Origin of the sequence: Pseudomonas sp. LFM046, assembly GCF_000949385.2 — a bacterium.
Classification (GTDB): domain Bacteria; phylum Pseudomonadota; class Gammaproteobacteria; order Pseudomonadales; family Pseudomonadaceae; genus Metapseudomonas.
Genome location: NZ_JYKO02000001.1, coordinates 4,859,585 through 4,876,628, shown reverse-complemented (window position 1 = coordinate 4,876,628; position 17,044 = coordinate 4,859,585). Strand labels below are relative to the sequence as shown.

Annotated in this window: 17 protein-coding genes; 10 read left to right on the top strand and 7 right to left on the bottom strand. The window is 65.7% G+C overall.

The annotated features are described in order from the left end of the window. The 4 genes from prmC (at position 1) to TQ98_RS22470 (ending at position 2,986) form a co-directional block, all read left to right on the top strand. Positions 1 to 831, top strand: coding sequence for a peptide chain release factor N(5)-glutamine methyltransferase (prmC, locus tag TQ98_RS22485; protein ID WP_044873510.1), 831 nt, complete (start codon positions 1 to 3; stop codon positions 829 to 831). Continuing rightward, the gene (locus tag TQ98_RS22480; protein WP_044874122.1) at positions 825 to 1,580 is read left to right on the top strand and encodes a molybdopterin-synthase adenylyltransferase MoeB; all 756 of its coding nucleotides are present in this window, start codon (positions 825 to 827) and stop codon (positions 1,578 to 1,580) included. Before prmC ends, TQ98_RS22480 begins: the two co-directional genes overlap by 7 nt. Further along, positions 1,573 to 2,367, top strand: a complete 795-nt coding sequence (murI, locus tag TQ98_RS22475) for a glutamate racemase (protein ID WP_044873511.1) — start codon at positions 1,573 to 1,575, stop codon at positions 2,365 to 2,367. The genes TQ98_RS22480 and murI overlap by 8 nt, the downstream gene beginning before the upstream one ends. Positions 2,368 to 2,470: 103 nt before the next feature. After that, complete coding sequence (locus TQ98_RS22470) at positions 2,471 to 2,986, top strand: acyloxyacyl hydrolase (RefSeq protein ID WP_044873512.1); 516 nt, start codon at positions 2,471 to 2,473, stop codon at positions 2,984 to 2,986. 146 nt (positions 2,987 to 3,132) lie between these two features. Here the strand turns inward: TQ98_RS22470 and phrB are convergent, their stop codons facing one another. The 4 genes from phrB to TQ98_RS22450 all read right to left on the bottom strand — a co-directional run bounded on the left by phrB (position 3,133) and on the right by TQ98_RS22450 (position 7,632). Further along, positions 3,133 to 4,557: a deoxyribodipyrimidine photo-lyase gene (gene phrB, locus TQ98_RS22465; protein WP_044873513.1), complete on the bottom strand. Its 1,425-nt coding sequence runs from the start codon at positions 4,555 to 4,557 to the stop codon at positions 3,133 to 3,135. A gap of 11 nt (positions 4,558 to 4,568) precedes the next feature. Then, positions 4,569 to 5,489: a MerR family transcriptional regulator gene (locus TQ98_RS22460; protein ID WP_044873514.1), complete on the bottom strand. Its 921-nt coding sequence runs from the start codon at positions 5,487 to 5,489 to the stop codon at positions 4,569 to 4,571. Between the two features lie 2 nt (positions 5,490 to 5,491). Beyond that, positions 5,492 to 6,460 (bottom strand): DUF523 and DUF1722 domain-containing protein, encoded by a 969-nt coding sequence (locus tag TQ98_RS22455; protein ID WP_103103051.1) that lies wholly within the window; start codon positions 6,458 to 6,460, stop codon positions 5,492 to 5,494. A 188-nt stretch (positions 6,461 to 6,648) separates the two neighbouring features. Next, entirely contained in the window at positions 6,649 to 7,632 is a 984-nt protein-coding gene (locus tag TQ98_RS22450; protein WP_044873517.1) for an NAD(P)/FAD-dependent oxidoreductase, read from the bottom strand. Between the two features lie 197 nt (positions 7,633 to 7,829). Here TQ98_RS22450 and TQ98_RS22445 point away from each other — a divergent pair, with 197 nt between their 5' ends. From TQ98_RS22445 to TQ98_RS22435, 3 genes are all read left to right on the top strand, one after another. Then, complete coding sequence (locus TQ98_RS22445) at positions 7,830 to 8,738, top strand: TIGR01777 family oxidoreductase (RefSeq protein WP_044873518.1); 909 nt, start codon at positions 7,830 to 7,832, stop codon at positions 8,736 to 8,738. After that, on the top strand, positions 8,738 to 9,766 hold the full coding sequence (gene hemH, locus TQ98_RS22440; protein WP_044873519.1) for a ferrochelatase: 1,029 nt from the start codon (positions 8,738 to 8,740) through the stop codon (positions 9,764 to 9,766). Before TQ98_RS22445 ends, hemH begins: the two co-directional genes overlap by 1 nt. A 200-nt stretch (positions 9,767 to 9,966) precedes the next feature. Next, entirely contained in the window at positions 9,967 to 11,334 is a 1,368-nt protein-coding gene (locus TQ98_RS22435) for an MFS transporter (protein ID WP_044873520.1), read from the top strand. 137 nt (positions 11,335 to 11,471) lie between these two features. On the opposite strand, the gene TQ98_RS22430 is transcribed toward TQ98_RS22435, so the two are convergent. Both TQ98_RS22430 and upp read right to left on the bottom strand, forming a co-directional pair. Further along, a complete protein-coding gene (locus tag TQ98_RS22430; RefSeq protein WP_044873521.1) occupies positions 11,472 to 12,749 on the bottom strand; it encodes a uracil-xanthine permease family protein in 1,278 nt (425 codons plus the stop codon). Between the two features lie 3 nt (positions 12,750 to 12,752). Then, positions 12,753 to 13,391 (bottom strand): uracil phosphoribosyltransferase, encoded by a 639-nt coding sequence (gene upp / locus TQ98_RS22425; RefSeq protein WP_044873522.1) that lies wholly within the window; start codon positions 13,389 to 13,391, stop codon positions 12,753 to 12,755. Positions 13,392 to 13,670: 279 nt separating this feature from the next. Here upp and TQ98_RS22420 point away from each other — a divergent pair, with 279 nt between their 5' ends. Continuing rightward, positions 13,671 to 14,228, top strand: coding sequence for a hypoxanthine-guanine phosphoribosyltransferase (locus tag TQ98_RS22420; RefSeq protein WP_103103050.1), 558 nt, complete (start codon positions 13,671 to 13,673; stop codon positions 14,226 to 14,228). A gap of 3 nt (positions 14,229 to 14,231) precedes the next feature. Next, positions 14,232 to 14,705, top strand: coding sequence for a WbuC family cupin fold metalloprotein (locus tag TQ98_RS22415; protein WP_044873525.1), 474 nt, complete (start codon positions 14,232 to 14,234; stop codon positions 14,703 to 14,705). Here the strand turns inward: TQ98_RS22415 and dauA are convergent. Further along, complete coding sequence (gene dauA, locus TQ98_RS22410; RefSeq protein ID WP_044873526.1) at positions 14,672 to 16,426, bottom strand: C4-dicarboxylic acid transporter DauA; 1,755 nt, start codon at positions 16,424 to 16,426, stop codon at positions 14,672 to 14,674. The two genes, TQ98_RS22415 and dauA, sit on opposite strands and share 34 nt — an antisense overlap. Positions 16,427 to 16,554: 128 nt before the next feature. Between dauA and TQ98_RS22405 the strand changes: the two genes are divergently transcribed. Further along, on the top strand, positions 16,555 to 17,043 hold the full coding sequence (locus TQ98_RS22405; protein WP_044873527.1) for a hypothetical protein: 489 nt from the start codon (positions 16,555 to 16,557) through the stop codon (positions 17,041 to 17,043). The last annotated feature ends 1 nt before the right edge of the window (position 17,044 follow it).

The window sequence follows — 17,044 nt, the reverse complement described above, 5'->3', positions numbered from 1 at the left end:
GTGACCATCATTGCCAGCCTTCTCGGCGAAGCCCGCCTGCCGGACTCGCCCACCCCGCGCCTGGATGCCGAACTGCTGCTGGCCGCCGCCCTCGGCAAGCCGCGCAGCTTCCTCCACACCTGGCCGGAGCGGGTGGTTTCCAGCGAAGTGGCCGAGCGTTACGCCATCTACCTGGAGCGCCGCCGCGGCGGTGAGCCGGTGGCCTACATCCTCGGGCACCAGGGCTTCTGGAGCCTGGACCTGGAAGTGGCGCCGGATACCCTGATCCCGCGCCCGGATACCGAACTGCTGGTGGAAACCGCACTGGCCCTGCTGCCGGCGAACCCTGCCGACGTGCTCGACCTGGGCACCGGCACTGGCGCCATCGCACTGGCCCTGGCCTGTGAGCGCCTGGGCTGGAAGGTCACGGGCGTGGACCGCGTTTCCGCCGCCGTGCAGTTGGCCGAGCGCAACCGTGCGCGGCTGAAACTGAACAACGCCTGCTTCATCGAGAGCCACTGGTTCTCTGCCCTGGGCGACCAGCGTTTCGCCCTGATCGTCAGTAATCCGCCCTACATCGCTGCCAAGGACCCGCACCTGGCCGAGGGCGATGTGCGCTTTGAGCCCGCCAGCGCCCTGGTGGCCGGCGCTGATGGCCTGGACGACATTCGCCAGATCATCAAGGACGCGCCCCGTCACCTGCTGCCTGGCGGCTGGCTGCTGCTGGAACACGGTTACGACCAGGCCGTGGCAGTCCGCGATCTGCTGGCCCACCAGGGATTCTCCCAGGTGGAAAGCCGCCGCGACCTGGGCGGCCATGAACGTATCTCCCTTGGACAATGGCCATGCTGAGCGACCAGGAACTCCTCCGCTACAGCCGGCAGATCCTCCTGCCGCAGATCGATGTGGACGGTCAGCTGCGCCTGAAGCAGGCCCGCGCCCTGATCGTGGGGCTCGGCGGCCTGGGCTCGCCTGTTTCCCTCTATCTGGCCGCCGCCGGTGTCGGCGAGCTGCACCTGGCGGACTTCGACCAGGTCGACCTGACCAACCTGCAGCGGCAGATCGTGCATGACAGCCAGAGCGTGGGCCGGAGCAAGGTCGACTCGGCCATGGCCCGCCTCGCGGCGCTGAATCCTGAAGTGCGCCTGGTACCCCATTCCCGCGCGCTGGACGAGGACTCCCTGGCCGCCGCCGTGGCAGCGGTGGACCTGGTGCTGGACTGCACCGACAACTTCAGCACCCGCGAGGCGGTCAATGCCGCCTGCGTGGCTGCCGGCAAGCCGCTGGTATCCGGCGCCGCCATCCGCCTCGAAGGCCAGCTTTCGGTCTTCGATCCGCGCCGCGACGACAGCCCGTGCTACCACTGCCTCTATGGCCACGGCAGCGAAGCCGAACTGACCTGCAGCGAAGCCGGCGTGGTGGGCCCGCTCGTGGGCTTGGTGGGCAGCCTGCAGGCCCTGGAGGCCCTCAAGCTGCTGGCCGGTTTCGGTGAGCCCATGGTGGGCCGCCTGCTGCTGGTCGATGCCTTGGGCAGCCGCTTCCGTGAACTGCGCGTCAAGCGCGACCCGGCCTGCGAAGTCTGTGGGGCAAGGCATGCCTGAGTCGGCTACGGTCGGGGTCTTCGACTCGGGGGTTGGCGGCCTTTCGGTGCTGCGGGAGATTCGCGGGCTGCTGCCCAGTGAGTCGCTTCTCTACGTCGCTGACAGCGGCCACGTGCCTTACGGCGAAAAGAGCGCCGACTTCATCCGTGAGCGCAGCCACCACATCGCCGAATTCCTCCTCGACCAGGGTGCCAAGGCTCTGGTGCTGGCCTGCAACACCGCCACCGTGGCTGCTGTCGCTGACCTGCGCGAACGTTATCCACAACTCCCCATCGTCGGCATGGAACCGGCCGTAAAGCCGGCCGCCGCCGCCACCCGCAGTGGCGTGGTGGGAGTCCTGGCGACCACGGGAACCCTGAAGAGTGCCAAATTCGCCGCGCTGCTGGACCGCTTTGCCGCCGATGTGAGGGTGGTCACCCAGCCCTGCCCGGGTCTGGTGGAGCGCATCGAAGCCGGCGACCTGATGGGGCCGGACACCCGCGAACTGCTGGCTGGCTACGTCGATCCGCTGTTGGCCGAGGGGTGCGACACCCTGATCCTCGGCTGCACCCATTACCCCTTCCTGCGCCCACTGCTGCACCAGATGGTGCCGGACTCGGTCAGCCTGATCGACACCGGCGCCGCTGTGGCCCGTCAGGTGCAACGCCTGCTGGATTCCCATGGCCTGCTCGCCGAAGGGAGTGCCGAGCCCTGCCGTTTCTGGTCCAGCGGGAACCCGGCGGCGATGCAGGAAGTCCTGCCTGTCCTCTGGGGCGAACCTGCCCAGGTCGATAAATTGCCGGCCTGAGGGAAATCTCTCAGGCAACTTCCTGCTCGGACTAAAAAGCTATCTATAATCGCGGTCAGGTATTAAAAAAATCTGTCAGCACGTCAGAATAAGGACTGTTTTTATGAAGAAGTTCCTTTGCTGGGCCGCAGCCGCAGCATTTTCCGTGGGCCAGGTCATTTCCGCTCAAGCTGCGGGCGTTTCGCTCGATATCGGTCAGACGGGCGAGTCCACCATGGTGTATCGCCTGGGCGCTCAGTTCGATTTCTCCAGCAGCTGGTTCCAGAGCGACGTTGGCCGTCTGACCGGTTACTGGGACGGCGCCTATACCTACTGGGAGGGTGACGAGGCGTCCAGCAACCACAGCCTTTCCTTCTCCCCCGTGTTCATCTACGAGTTCTCCGGCGAAACCGTGAAGCCCTATGTCGAGGCCGGTATCGGCGTGGCCTTCTTCGAGAACACCGAACTGGAGGACAACGACCTGGGTTCGTCCTTCCAGTTCGAAGACCGTCTGGGCGTGGGGCTGCGCTTCAGCGGCCAGGAACTGGGCCTGCGCGCTACCCACTATTCCAACGCCGGCCTCGAGCAGCCCAATGACGGGGTCGAGGCATACACCCTGCACTATCGCCTGTCTTTCTGAGGCGAAGCTGCAACGAAAGAACCGGGCCACGTGCCCGGTTTTTTTTGCGTGCTGGTTGACGGCTCAACAGCATGGGTTTCGCTCCGCTCTACCCATCCTACGAATTCCCCGAAAGTTCGCGACGAACCTTTCTTATTGCCGGCCGTTTAGCCCTGGGCGAGATTTCGGAATGCGGACAGGGCCCGCTCCCGGCTGGCGCCCAGGTCCACCAGTGGCAATGGATAGTCGTCGATGCCGAACAGGCCGCCGAGGCCGGCGGGGTTGTGGATATCCCGCGCATCCAGGTGTGCCAGTTCGGGCAGCCAGTGACGCAGGAATCGGCCGTCCGGGTCGAATCGCTGGGACTGGCTGATGGGGTTGAAGATGCGGAAATAGGGCGCGGCGTCCGTGCCGGTCGAGGCGCTCCACTGCCAGCCGCCGTTGTTGGCCGCCAGGTCTCCATCGATCAGGTGGCGCATGAACCAGCGCTCTCCTTCACGCCAGTCGATCAACAGGTTCTTGGTCAGGAACATGGCCACCACCATGCGCAGGCGATTGTGCATCCAGCCCGTGGCCAGCAATTGGCGCATGGCCGCGTCGACGATGGGAATGCCGGTGCGGCCCTGCTGCCAGGCTGTCAGCTCATCCGGAGCGTGGCGCCAGTGGAGCGCCTCGGTCTCCCAGCGGAAGGGACGGTGTCGGGATACCCGTGGGAAGCCCGCCAGAATGTGCTTGTAGAACTCCCGCCAGAGCAGCTCGTTGATCCAGCTGATGGCGCCGGGATTGCCGCTGTCGAACTCGCCCTGATTGTTCCGCAAGGCTGCGTGCAGGCATTGGCGAGGCGAGAGCAACCCGGCGGCGAGATAGGGCGAGAGCTGGCTGGTGCCGAGCTGTGCGGGGAAGTTGCGGCGTTCCGCATAGCACCAGAGTTCTTCCACTGCAAAGGCTTCCAGACGCTCGCGGGCCACGTCCTCGCCCGCCGGCCAGAGCTGGCGCAGGCTTTCCGGCGGGGTGGGGAATCCTTCCACCGTGGTGGGTGGAATGTCGCTGGGAATGCCCGGGTCGGGTTGTGCCCGAGGAGCGGGCAGGCAGGTGGGGAGTGCGCTGTGCAGGCGTTGATAGGCCTGTTTGCGGAACTGGCTGTAGACCTGGAAGTAGCCACCTGTACGGGTCAGCAGGCTACCGGGCCGGAAGAACAGTTGGTCGAGGTGGCTGCGCAGGCCGATGCCAGCGGCAGTCAGTTGCTCGCTCACCTTGCGGTCACGTTCGCCCTCGTTGACCCCGTATTCCTCGTTCACCTGCACCGAGCCGATCGCAAACTCATGGCAGAGGTCCAGGATCAGGCGCGGCGCTTCGGCCCAGGTCCCGATGCGGCGGATCAGCAACGGCACGTTCAGCCGGCGAAGGGCGCTGGACAGTTCGGCCAGGTTGCGCAGCCAGAAGTCCACCTTGGCCGGGGCGTCGTCGTGGGCTTGCCACTGGCCGGGGCTGATGATGAACAGGGCAAGGGTGGGGCCCGCGGAAAGGGCAGCGTTCAGAGCGGTGTTGTCCTGCACCCGCAGATCGGTGCGGAACCACATGAGCTGTCGCATGGGACGTTCCTTTATCGGTTGTGCATCAGGCCCAGGTGGGCAAGGGCTTGCAGGGCGTCCAACGGGCCTGCGGCCAGGATGGCGCCGGGTTTGAGTTCATCCGGGTGGATGGCGGCGACGGGGCCCGCCAGGAGGCAGGGGCAAGGGTGGCCGTTGAGCAGCCGGGATAACTGGCCGGAGATGATGGGCTGGCTGGAATACAGCAGCAGGGCGCGGGGCTGGATATGTGCGACGGCCAGTGCCAGTTCCGCGGCCGGGAGCGGGCCGTCGAGTACTTCCACATTGCACTCGGCGCTGCTGGCGAGCCAGGCGGTGATCCAGAGGCCGGGCTCCATGGTGCGTTCGGAGGCGTTCACCAGGAGGATCGGCGCCCCACTGCACTGGCGATTGTTGTGGTAGATGCGCGCCCCCAGCTTGGTGCGCAGCCAGGAGAGGAAAAACACACGTTCCACCTGCGCGCCGAATCGCACGCGCCAGCGCTGCTCCAGGTCTTCCAGCAGCGGATGCAGCAACTGGCGGTAGACGGTCAGGGGAGGGTAGAGCGCCATGGCGGTGTTGAAGCCTTCATCCAACTGGCGTTCGGCAAGTTTTCCGATGGCATCCAGCAGATACCGGTGCTGCTCTGCCCAGGGGGATGCGCCGATGGGAGACGGTGCCGACGGGACCGTCAGCAGGCCCTTGACCTGGCCCACGGCCACGCCCCGGTCCAGCCAGGTGAGGATGAGGCGGATGCGTGCCACCTCGTCCGCCGTGTAGAGCCGGTGCCCCTTGCTGGTCCGCAGGGGGGCGACCAAGCCGTAGCGCCGCTCCCAGGCGCGCAGGGTCACCGGGTTGACGCCGGTCTGGCGCGCCACTTCGCGAATGGGCAGCAGGCCTCTCGCCAGGGCGGCCTGGTAGTCGTTTTCCCGTGGGCCTTCGGTCGTGCTATCCATGGCTAGAGGGCGTTGCGCAGGCCGAGTGCTTCCGGATGCGGCTGCAGATACGCCTGCTGGGCGATGTAGCGATCCGGATGGCCGTTGAAGTGGTGCTTGAGGAGGGTGATGGGCACCACCAGCGGGACGATACCGCTGCGGTACTGCTCGATCAGGCGCTGGAGTTCGGCCTTCTCCGCGCGGTTGAGGTGCTTCTTGAGGTAGCCGCACAGGTGCTGCAGCACATTGCTGTGGGTGCGGCGGGTGGCGCGCTTCGTCAGGGCGGCCATCAGCGCCGAGAAATAGCGCGGGCCCAGTTCCTCTGCCGGGTGCTCGCCGGCAGTGCCGACCAGGCGGCCCAGCGCTTTGTATTGCACCGGGTCGTTCGCCATCAGTTGGTACTTGTAGCGCGAGTGGAAAGCGATGATCGCATTGTGGCTGAGGCCCTGGCGGCACAGCGCTTGCCACTGGGCGAAGGCGTAGACGCGGGTGAGGAAGTTCTCCCGCAGCACCGGGTCATCGAGGCGGCCGGCCTCTTCCACTGGTAGATCCGGACGCAGGGCGCAGAAGGCTCTGGCGAAAATGCCGCGACCGCTTCGGGCCGCGTGCTGGCCGTCGGTCTGGTAAACCGTGACCCGCTCCAGTCCGCAGGACGGCGACTTCTGCATGAAGATGTAGCCGCTGATATCGGAGAGTTCGTTGGCCATGGTCCTGCCGTACGCGGCCAGGGCTTCGGTGGCGTCGAGTTGGCGCCTGGTGCTCCCCACCGCGCGGGGGGCAGAGGGATCACCTACCAGGCGTATCGGTTCGCGGGGCGTGCCGAGTCCGATGGCCACTTCCGGGCACAGGGGAACGAAGTCGACGTGTTGCGCCAGGGTGAGGCTGCACAGGCTCGATTCCTTGTGCCCGCCGTTGTAACGCACGGGCTCGCCAAGCAGGCAGGCGCTGATCCCAAGTCTGGGGCGCTGCGGCAAGTCAAAGGGCAGGGACATGAAGGCTACCTGGACATGAGCTGTACAGGTCGTGGTTTGTGTACAGCTTTTAAGAAATCATAGATATGAACTTGTACAAGTCAAATGCCTTGTATAAGTTTTGGGTGGGAGGGAGCGCGTGTCTGGACGGCCGCGCGGCTGTCCATTTCACAAAGCAGCAGCTGGCGCGGGTCCAGCTGCTGCGCGTGTCACAGGTGTTCGAGCAGGCGGCGGGCTGCTTCCTGGCCGCTGAGCCATGCACCTTCCACGCGGCCGGACAGGCACCAGTCGCCGCAGGCATAGAGGCCCAGGTCGGCGTCGGCCAGAGCTCCCCACTGGTGGGCCTGACTCGGACGGGCATAGAGCCAGCGGTGGGCGAGGCTGAAGTTGGGGGCTGGCACGGCGCAACCAATCATCTCGGCGAAGGCGCCATGGAGATGTTCGATCACGGTTTCCTTGGGCATATCCAGATGCTGCTTGCTCCAGGTGCTGCTGGCATGCAGGACCCAGGTATCGATGCTGCTTTCGCGGCCGGGCTTGGAGCGATTGCGGGCAACCCAATCCAACGGGTTGTCCTGTACGAAGCAGCCTTCGACGCGGGTGTCCAGCGGGTCGGTGAAGCCCATGGCCACGGCCCAGGCCGGTTCCATGGCAATGCTTGCGGCGGCGCCCGCGAGTTTCGGAGCAGCGGCCAGCAGGGCGGCGGCCTGGGGGGCCGGAGTCGCGACGATTACATGGCTGAAGGGACCGTGGCTGAGGCCTTCTGCATCCTGCAGGCCCCAGTGGCGTTCACCGCGGAAGACCTCGGTGATGCGGCAGGCGAAGTTCACCGGCAGGGCACCCAGAAGGGCTCGGGTGATAGCGCTCATGCGTGGCGTGCCGACCCAGCGGATCTGCTCATCAGGGGAGGGAAGCAACTGGCCGTCGCTGAAGTTGTAGAGGCTCGGCGACCACTCGGCGACCCAGCCCCGGTCGCGCCATTGCTGCACCACTTCGGCGAAGCGGCGATCACGGGCGGTGAAGTATTGCGCGCCAAGATCCACGGAGCCGGAGTCGCTGCGCTTGCTGGCCATGCGCCCGCCACTGCCGCGGCTCTTGTCGAAGAGTTCCACGTTCTGCCCAGCCGCGTGTAGCGCCTGGGCGGCGGAGAGGCCGGCTATGCCGGTACCGATGATGGCGATAGGTGCACTCATGGTCTACCTCGTTACCTATGGCTACAGGCTACGCTTTAGACAAGACCTGTACAATATTCAAGCGCTGTACAGGTTGATCGGTTCCAATCGCGGACTTCTGTATTTCTGACGGTGCGTGGCCCGAACCGGGGCACGTCGCAACGCCATAAACCAGACTAGGGCGATATTCGGCCTTAGCGCCATGCGAGGAGGATGCCATGCACATATTGCTGACCGGCGGTACTGGTCTGATCGGCCGGGCGCTCTGCGGGCGCTGGCTGGATGACGGCCATCAGCTCACGGTGCTGAGTCGCCGGCCGCAGAGCGTGGCCAGCCTGTGTGGTCGCGCGGTGCGGGGCATCGGCCAGTTCTCCGATTATGGCGATGAACCGCTGGACGCCGTGGTCAATCTGGCCGGCGAACCCATCGCCGATCGGCCCTGGAGCAACAAGCGCAAGGCACAACTCTGGGGCAGCCGCATCACGCTGACCGAACAGATGCTGGAGTGGCTGGAGAAGCGCGACCAAAAGCCGCGGGTGTTGCTCAACGGCTCAGCCGTGGGCTGGTATGGCGACGGTGGCGAGCGTGAGCTGACGGAGACCTCCACGCCGGTGACCGACGACTTTGCCAGTCAGCTGTGCGTGGCCTGGGAGGAAACCGCGCAACGCGCTGAAGCACTGGGCATCCGTGTGGTGCTGGTGCGCACCGGATTGGTGCTGGCGCGAGACGGTGGCTTCCTCAAGCGCCTGGTGCCGCCTTTCCGTCTGGGACTCGGCGGGCCGCTGGGCAATGGCCGGCAGTGGATGCCCTGGGTCCATCTGGAGGATCAGATCGCCCTGATGGATTTTCTCTTGCGGCGAGAAGATGCTCGCGGTCCCTATAATGCGTGCTCGCCGCAGCCGGTGCGTAACCGCGACTTTGCCCGTAGCCTCGGGCGCACCCTGGGGCGGCCGGCCTTCATGCCGGCACCGGCCTTCGTCCTGCGTCTGGTGCTGGGCGAGCTGGCGGGGCTGATGCTGGGGGGGCAGCGTGCGCTACCGGCGCGCCTCTCGGCGGCGGGATTCACTTTTGCATTCACTGATCTGGACACGGCGCTCGGCAACCTGCTGAAGCCTAAGGATGTTTGATGACTGATCACGCGCTGCTGCTGGTCAACCTGGGTTCTCCGGCCTCCACCCGTGTGGAAGATGTGCGGAGCTACCTCGACCAGTTCCTCATGGACCCCTATGTGGTCGACCTGCCCTGGCCCCTGCGGCGCCTGCTGGTTTCGCTGATCCTGATCAAACGCCCGGCGCAATCGGCCCATGCCTATTCGTCCATCTGGTGGCCGGAAGGCTCGCCCCTGATCGTGCTCAGTCGCCAGCTGCAGGAGGCCATCGGCCCGCACTGGCCCCACGGCCCGGTGGAACTGGCCATGCGTTACGGCGAGCCGTCCATCGAAGGCGCCCTGCGCAAGCTGGCAGGGCAGGGGGTGAAGCGCGTGACCCTGGCGCCGCTGTATCCGCAGTTCGCTGAAAGCACCACCACCACCGCCATCGAAGAAGCCCGCCGGGTGATCCGTGAGTCGGGCCTGAAGCTTGAGGTGTCGGTGCTGGCGCCGTTCTTCGCCGAGCCGGACTACCTGGACGCGCTGGTGGCCAGCGCCAAGCCCTACCTGGAGCAGGGGTTCGATCATCTGCTGCTGAGCTTCCACGGCCTGCCCGAGCGGCACATCCGCAAGCTGGTGAAGGGTATCGATCCGCAGCACGACCTGCGCGCCGATGACAGCCGCGAGGTCAGTGATCAAGTCCTGACGGTCTGCTACCGCAGCCAGTGCCTGCGCACCGCCGAAGCGTTCGCGGAGCGCGCGGGGCTGGCGCCTTCGCAGTGGTCGGTGTCCTTCCAGTCGCGCCTGGGCCGGGATAAGTGGATCGAGCCCTACACCGAGACCCGCCTCGACGAGCTGGGCAAGCAAGGGGTGAAGAAGCTGCTGGTGATGTGTCCGGCCTTCGTCGCGGACTGCATCGAGACGCTGGAAGAAATCGGCCAGCGCGGCAGCGAGCAATTCCAGGAAGCCGGTGGCCAGGAGCTGGTGCTGGTGCCCTGCCTGAACAGCCATCCGCAGTGGGTGTCGGCCCTGGTGAAACTCTGCGAGACGGCGGTGCGTCCGCTTTGAGGCCCAGGTAGGCGCTCCCTGCTCGCGACGGGAAAGCTTCGCGAGCAGAGCTCGCTCCTACGAAGTATCACGCAGAGGGCAATGGGCGCATTCACGTCGCCTATAGCGGGCCCTCTCCGGTATTCAGCCTGCCCATGGCCACCTAAGCTGGGAACTCCTTCAACCGTCGTGCGCCGCACCGGCGGCGCCGAGGAGAGCCCATGCAGAACAACAACAACGGCTATCCCTCGAACCTGCGTGCCTGGACCACCGTGGCCATCCTGATGGTGGCGTACGTGCTGTCCTTCATCGACAGGCAGATCCTCAATCTCCTGGTGGAGCCTATCCGCCGCGATCTCGTCATCAGCGACACGCAGATGAGCCTCCTGATGGGGCTGTCGTTCGCACTCTTCTACACCGTTTGCGGCATTCCCCTCGGACGTCTGGCCGACACGCGCAGCCGACGCGGGCTGATCGCCATCGGCGTGCTGTTCTGGAGCGCCGCCACCGCAGCCTGTGGCATGGCGAGGCTCTATTGGCAGTTTCTGCTTTGCCGTATCGGCGTCGGTGTGGGGGAGGCGGCGCTGTCGCCAGCGGCCTATTCGCTGATCGCCGATAGCTTCCCTCGCGAGCGCCGCGCCACCGCCATCAGCGTCTATTCCATGGGCGTGTACCTGGGCTCCGGGCTGGCGTTCCTGCTGGGTGGCCTGGTCATCCGGTTCGCATCCGCCCAGGGCGACGTGCATCTGCCCCTGCTGGGCGAAGTGCGGCCCTGGCAGTTGATATTCCTGGCGCTGGGGGCCGCCGGCCTGCTCTTCACCCTATTGATGCTGGCCGTGCGCGAACCCCAGCGGCGCGGCGTCGGTGCCGGGGTGGTGGTGCCGTTCTCGGAAGTGGGCCGCTACCTGCGCAGTAACCGGCGCACTGTGGTTTGCCACAATTTCGGCTTTGCCGGCCTGGCCTTCGCCGGTTACGGCAGCGCCGCCTGGATTCCCACCTTCTACATTCGCACCCATGGCTGGGATGCCGGTCAGGTGGGCGTCATCTACGGCAGCCTGGTGGCGGTGTTCGGCTGTCTCGGCATCGTCTTCGGCGGGCGCCTGGCGGACTGGATGGCCAAGCACGGACGCAGCGACGCCAATATGCGCGTCGGCCTGTTTGCCGCCATCGGTGCGCTGCCCCTGGTGGTGCTGTTCCCGCTGCTGAATGACAGCTTCTGGGTCACGCTGCTGATGGCGCCGACCGTGTTCTGTCTGAGCATGCCCTTCGGCGTGGCGCCTGCGGCGATCCAGGAAATCATGCCCAATGCCATGCGCGGTCAGGCGTCGGCCATCTACCTTTTCGTGATCACCTTGATCGGCCTCGGCTTTGGTCCAACCGCCGTGGCCCTGGTCACCGACTACGTGTTCGCGGACGATCAGGCGCTGCGCTATTCCTTGCTGATCGTCACCACCCTTGCGGTGGCCAGCTCGGTGCTGCTGCTGGGGCTTGGCCTCAAGCCCTATCGCGAGAGCGTGCAGCGGCTTCAGACATGGGGCGTGGAGGTCCAGCATGACGCCATGCCACAGACGGTGCAGCTGTCCTCGTAGAATGGGTAGAGCGGAGCGAAACCCATCAAGTCGGAGCGATGGGCTTCGCAAGCTCGCGGAACGCCGCCCGACCCATCCTGCGGTGGTGAAGCCCAATAAAAAGCCCCGCAATCGCGGGGCTTTTTCATGAGGCTGCATCAGATATGCGGAGCATCGTCCGCAGCTTGATGCTTCCAGGTCTGGTGGCCCGGCAGGATCAGGTTCAAGGCAATGGCGACGATGGCGCAGAGGGCGATGCCCTTCAGGCCGAAGTCGTCCTGGCCGGTTCCGGTGCCCACCAGCATGCCGCCGATGCCGAACACCAGGGTCACGGAAACGATCACCAGGTTGCGCGCCTCGGCCAGGTCCACCTGATGGCGGATCATGGTGTTCAGGCCCACCGCGGCGATGGAGCCAAACAGCAGGCAGAGGATGCCGCCCATTACCGGCACGGGGATGCTCTGCAGCACCGCGCCGAACTTGCCGATGAACGCCAGGCTGATGGCGAAGATGGCGGCCCAGGTCATGATCTTCGGGTTGTAGTTCTTGGTCAGCATCACCGCGCCGGTCACTTCGGCATAGGTGGTGTTCGGCGGACCGCCGAACAGGCCGGCGGCGGAGGTGGCCAGGCCGTCACCCAGCAGGGTGCGATGCAGGCCGGGCTTCTGCAGGTAGTTGCGGCCGGTCACGCTGCCGACGGCGATCACGCCACCGATATGCTCGATGGCCGGCGCCAGGGCCACCGGGACGATGAACAGGATGGCCTGCAGGTTGAACTCCGGCGCGACGAAGTTCGGCAGCGCCAGCCAGGGCGCGGCGGCGATCTTCGCGGTATCTACCACGCCGAACCAGAAGGACAGCGCGAAGCCGACGATCACACCGGAGATGATCGGCACCAGGCGGAAGATGCCCTTGCCGAACACGGCGACGATCAGGGTGGTCAGCAGCGCCGGCATGGAAATCCACATGGCGGTGGCGTAGGGGATCAGCTCAGCGCCGTCACCGCCCTTGCCCATGGCCATGTTGGCGGCGATGGGGGCCATGGCCAGGCCGATGGAAATCACCACCGGGCCGATCACCACCGGCGGCAGCAGGCGGTCGATGAAACCGGTGCCCTTGAGCTTCACGGCCAGGCCGAGGAAGGTGTAGACGAAGCCCGCCGCTACCACGCCGCCCATGGTCGCGGCCAGGCCGAACTGGCCCTTGGCAAGGATGATGGGGGTGATGAAGGCGAAGCTGGAGGCCAGGAAGACCGGAACCTGGCGGCCGGTGACCAGCTGGAACAGCAGGGTGCCGAGACCGGCGGTGAACAGCGCAACGTTGGGGTCCAGCCCGGTGATCAGTGGCATCAGCACCAGGGCGCCGAAGGCCACGAAAAGCATCTGCGCGCCGGAGAGAACCTGGCGCCAGAGCGGGTCCTTGAATTCGTCGATCATCGATCAGTTTTCCTTCTGCTTGGTGCCGAAGATCTTGTCGCCGGCATCCCCGAGGCCCGGGATGATGTAGCCGTGCTCGTTGAGCTTCTGATCGATGGAGGCGGTGAAGATCATCACGTCCGGGTGGGCGTCGTTGACCGTCTTGATGCCTTCCGGCGCGGCCACCAGCACCATGGCGCGGATTTCCTTGCAGCCCGCGCGCTTGAGCAGGTCGATGGTGGCGACCATGGAACCGCCGGTGGCCAGCATCGGGTCGATGATCAGGGCCAGGCGCTCGTCGATTTCCGGGGCCAGCTTTTCCAGGTAGGTATGGGCTTCGAGGGTTTCCTCGTTGCGGGCCACGCCGACGGCGCTGACCTTGGCACCCGGAATCAGGCTGAGCACACCGTCGAGCATGCCGATGCCGGCGCGCAGGATCGGCACCACGGTGATCTTCTTGCCAGCGATCTTCTCCACTTGCACGGTGCCGGCCCAGCCCTGGATTTCGTAGCTTTCCAGGGGCAGGTCATTGGTCGCTTCGTAGGTCAGAAGGGCGCCGACTTCCTGTGCCAATTCGCGGAAGTTCTTGGTGCTGATGTCGGCGCGGCGCATCAGGCCGAGCTTGTGGCGGATCAGCGGATGGCGGATCTCACGGATAGGCATGGGAGGATTCTCCGGCGGGCTGGCAAAAAAATTGCGTTAGCTTAATCCATCGACTACAGCCTGTGCTGAACTGACTGGCGGGTCCTGGCCGCGATGTCGCGGCCATGCAAGGTTCTGTCCGCCAGCGGCGCAACATGCAGCAGTATGGTCGACGCTCGTCCATCGGCACTTGCTCCGGGGCAGGCGGATGAGTACCTTTGCCGACTTTTATCTTGACGCCCTGTTCAAGTTTTCCCGAGGGAGCCGTGCTTGCTTCCCGTTGAACCCAGAGGAATTGCCATGTCCGCCGATCTCGCACACATCCGCCAGGTGATGGCCGAAGCCGATTGCCTGTACACCGACGCCCAGGTCGAAGCGGCCATCAGTCAGGTTGCCGAAGCCATCAATGGAGAACTGGCCGAGCGCAACCCGGTGGTCTTCTGCGTCATGAACGGCGGCCTGATCTTCGCCGGCAAATTGCTGCCCAAGCTGGGCTTCCCGCTGGAACTGTCCTACCTGCACGCCACCCGCTATCGCAACGAAACCAGCGGCGGCGAGTTGTTCTGGAAGGCCAAGCCGGAAATTTCCTTCATCGACCGCGACGTGCTGATCATCGACGACATCCTCGACGAGGGGCACACCCTGGCGGCCATCATCGACTTCTGCAAACACGCCGGCGCCGCCCATGTGCACACCGCCGTGCTGATCGACAAGACCCACGACCGCAAGGCGCGTCCGGACCTGAAGGCCGACTACGTGGGCCTGCCCTGCGTGGATCGCTACATCTTCGGTTACGGCATGGACTACAAGGGCTACTGGCGCAACGCCGCTGGCATCTTCGCGGTAAAAGGGCTCTGAGCCATGAGCGCGCCGCGTTTTCTCGACCAGACGCTGTTCACCGAACTGGCGGAGAAGGCCGCGGCGAGCCCGCGCAAGCGCCAGCACCACAACTTCCACGCCATGGAAGAGCCCTGCCACCGCATGGCGGTGGGGCTGCAGCCCGAAACCTACATTCCGCCGCACCGCCACCTTTCCCCTGACAAGGCGGAAAGCCTGCTGGTGCTCAAGGGCCGCCTGGGGCTGTTGATCTTCGACGAGCAAGGCGCGGTCATCGACCAGCGCGAACTGGCTACGGGCGGCGATTGCGTCGGTGTCGACCTGCCGCCCGGCGTGTTCCACGCCCTGGTGGTACTGGAGCCGGACAGCATGCTGTTCGAGTGCAAGGCCGGCCCCTATCGCCCGGTAGGCGAGGGCGAACAGGCTCCCTGGGCGCCGCGTGAGGGTGAAGCCGGGGTGGCCGACTACATGGCCTGGATGCGCTCTTTCTTCTCCTGAGGCGCATCCCCCTCCAGCCATTGCAGGGCCTTGGCCCGCGCCTGTTCCAGCGATTGCACATAGGCCAGCTTGCCGCTTTCACGGTGTACCCCGGCGCGGCGCAGTTTCAGCCGTACCCTCGGTGTGGTGCCCGCCAGTACCAGGCCGACGCCCTGGCGGCCATAGTCGTGCAGCAGGTTTTCCAGGGCAGCCAGCGCCGTCATGTCCAGCATGGGCACGGCGCTCATTTCCACGATCACGACCTTCACTTCCGGGTTGAAGCGGCGCAGCACGCTGAGGGCTTTTTCTGCCGCGCCGAAGAACAGCGGCCCGCGAATGGCATAGGCCAGCACGCCCTCCGGCAGCTCGCGCAGGGCTTCGTGGAAGTGCTGGGGCAGGGGCGCGGTATCGGTGAGATCGCTCATGCGCTTGATGAAGAGGCCGGCGGCCAGTAGCAGGCCGACGCCCACCGCCAGCACCATGTCGAAGAGCACCGTCAGCAGCAGGCAGGTCAGCAACACGAGCACGTCGTTGCGCGGTGCAATGCGCAGGGTGTGCACCACGTGGCGTGCTTCGCTCATGTTCCAGGCCACCATCACCAGCAGGGCTGCCAGGGCCGCCATGGGCAGGTAGCTGAACAGCGGCGCGAGCAACAGCATCGCCAACAGCACCACGCCGGCATGGATGATGGCGGCGATGGGAGAGCTGGCGCCGGCGCGCACGTTGGCGGCGCTGCGAGCGATGGCCGCAGTGGCGGTGATGCCGCCGAACAGCGGCGCTACCAGGTTGCCCAGACCCTGCCCGAGCAACTCGGCATTGGGGTCGTGGCGGGTGCCGGCCATGCCGTCGGCCACCACGGCGCAGAGCAGGGATTCGATGGCGCCGAGCATGGCGATGGCGAAGGCGGGTGCCAGTAATTGGCGGATCAGTTCGAAGGACAGGCCGAGCGGCTGGCCGTCGGGGCCGGGAAGCTGCCAGGGCCAGGCGAAGCTGGGTAGCAAGGGCGGGATGCCGGGGTGGCTGACACCGTCCATCACATAGCTGAAACGCTCGCCCAGGGTGGCGACGGGCAGATTCAGCGCTTCCAGCAGCAGGCCGAGGAGGGCGCCCACAGCCAGGGCCACCAGATGCCCTGGCACTTTGGGCACGAATCGCGGCCAGATCAGCAGCACCGCCAGGCAGGCGCCGGCCACCAGGGCATCGCCCACGTGCGCGGTGGGCACGGCTTCAGCCAGCAGTTGCAGCTGTTCCACGTAGTTCTGCGGGGGATGGGACAGCTGCAGGCCCAGCAGGTCCTTGATCTGCAAGGTGGCGATGACGATGCCGATGCCGGCGGTGAAGCCCAGGGTCACAGGATAGGGGATGAACTGGATCAGCCGGCCCAGGCGCGCCAGACCCATGGTGATCAGGATCACCCCGGCCATCAGGGTGCAAAGCAGCAGGCCACCCACGCCGAACTGCTGGGTGATGGGCAGCAGGATCACCACGAAGGCGGCGGTGGGGCCGGAAATGTTGAAGCGCGAGCCGCCGCAGAGGGCGATCAGCGGTGCCGCCACCAGCACCGTGTAGAGGCCATGCTGCGGCGCTACGCCGACGGCGATGGCCAGGGCCATGGCCAGCGGGATGGCAATGATGCCGACCGTGATCCCGGCGGCCAGGTCCCCGCGCAGGCTTGTCAGGGAGTAGCCCTCGCGCGCCGACTGGCGCAGGGCCGCGAACAGGGGAGGCAGGTAACGGCGCATGGTCACTCCTGTGGCAGACGCTCCGAGTATAGGGGCTGAGGCGCTGTCGAGAGGTCGACCTGGGTCGAATGTCCCTGTCGGAAAGCCCCGTGCTAGAGTGTTGCGCCCGTCTCGATCCGGAGTGTTTGATGCCTGTCCCCCTGCGCCTTGGGGCCTGTCTGGTCCTGTTCCTGAGCCTGCCCCTGTGCGCCGCCGAAACGGCACCCATGCATGACCAGTTCCTGCCGCCGGACGATCTTTCGTTGCGCCAGGAGCAACCTGAACAGCAACAACTGATCCAGATCACCGAGTTCTCGGTGGTACTCGGCAGCCAGCGCCAGTCCAACCAGCAGCCGATTCCCATCACCTCGCCCACCGTGGTGCGCCTGAAAGGAAAACCGCTGAGTAAAGGCGCGGACGTACGCCAGGTGGTGATCCAGTTCGACGCCGAGGGCAAGAGCCTGAAGAAGCCGGGTTATGATGCCCAGACCCGCACCCTCAGCCTGAACTACCCGCTGGCCCAGTACGCCGAGGTGCTCGACCTGCTGCGCAATGGGCCGGTTTATTGCCAGTTCCTCAGCTATCCCAACGGTCACATCTGGGCGGACCTGCACAGCGGCTCGGTTCGCGTGCGTTGAG

Coding starts and splice junctions, on each gene's coding strand:
- TQ98_RS22435 (WP_044873520.1), top strand. CDS start 9,967: ATGCAGAACAACAACAACGGCTATCCCTCGAACCTGCGTGCCTGGACC.
- TQ98_RS22460 (WP_044873514.1), bottom strand. CDS start 5,489: ATGGATAGCACGACCGAAGGCCCACGGGAAAACGACTACCAGGCCGCC.
- TQ98_RS22420 (WP_103103050.1), top strand. CDS start 13,671: ATGTCCGCCGATCTCGCACACATCCGCCAGGTGATGGCCGAAGCCGAT.
- TQ98_RS22450 (WP_044873517.1), bottom strand. CDS start 7,632: ATGAGTGCACCTATCGCCATCATCGGTACCGGCATAGCCGGCCTCTCC.
- TQ98_RS22480 (WP_044874122.1), top strand. CDS start 825: ATGCTGAGCGACCAGGAACTCCTCCGCTACAGCCGGCAGATCCTCCTG.
- phrB (WP_044873513.1), bottom strand. CDS start 4,557: ATGCGACAGCTCATGTGGTTCCGCACCGATCTGCGGGTGCAGGACAAC.
- TQ98_RS22445 (WP_044873518.1), top strand. CDS start 7,830: ATGCACATATTGCTGACCGGCGGTACTGGTCTGATCGGCCGGGCGCTC.
- TQ98_RS22415 (WP_044873525.1), top strand. CDS start 14,232: ATGAGCGCGCCGCGTTTTCTCGACCAGACGCTGTTCACCGAACTGGCG.
- upp (WP_044873522.1), bottom strand. CDS start 13,391: ATGCCTATCCGTGAGATCCGCCATCCGCTGATCCGCCACAAGCTCGGC.
- dauA (WP_044873526.1), bottom strand. CDS start 16,426: ATGCGCCGTTACCTGCCTCCCCTGTTCGCGGCCCTGCGCCAGTCGGCG.
- TQ98_RS22455 (WP_103103051.1), bottom strand. CDS start 6,460: ATGTCCCTGCCCTTTGACTTGCCGCAGCGCCCCAGACTTGGGATCAGC.
- hemH (WP_044873519.1), top strand. CDS start 8,738: ATGACTGATCACGCGCTGCTGCTGGTCAACCTGGGTTCTCCGGCCTCC.
- murI (WP_044873511.1), top strand. CDS start 1,573: ATGCCTGAGTCGGCTACGGTCGGGGTCTTCGACTCGGGGGTTGGCGGC.
- TQ98_RS22405 (WP_044873527.1), top strand. CDS start 16,555: ATGCCTGTCCCCCTGCGCCTTGGGGCCTGTCTGGTCCTGTTCCTGAGC.
- TQ98_RS22470 (WP_044873512.1), top strand. CDS start 2,471: ATGAAGAAGTTCCTTTGCTGGGCCGCAGCCGCAGCATTTTCCGTGGGC.
- TQ98_RS22430 (WP_044873521.1), bottom strand. CDS start 12,749: ATGATCGACGAATTCAAGGACCCGCTCTGGCGCCAGGTTCTCTCCGGC.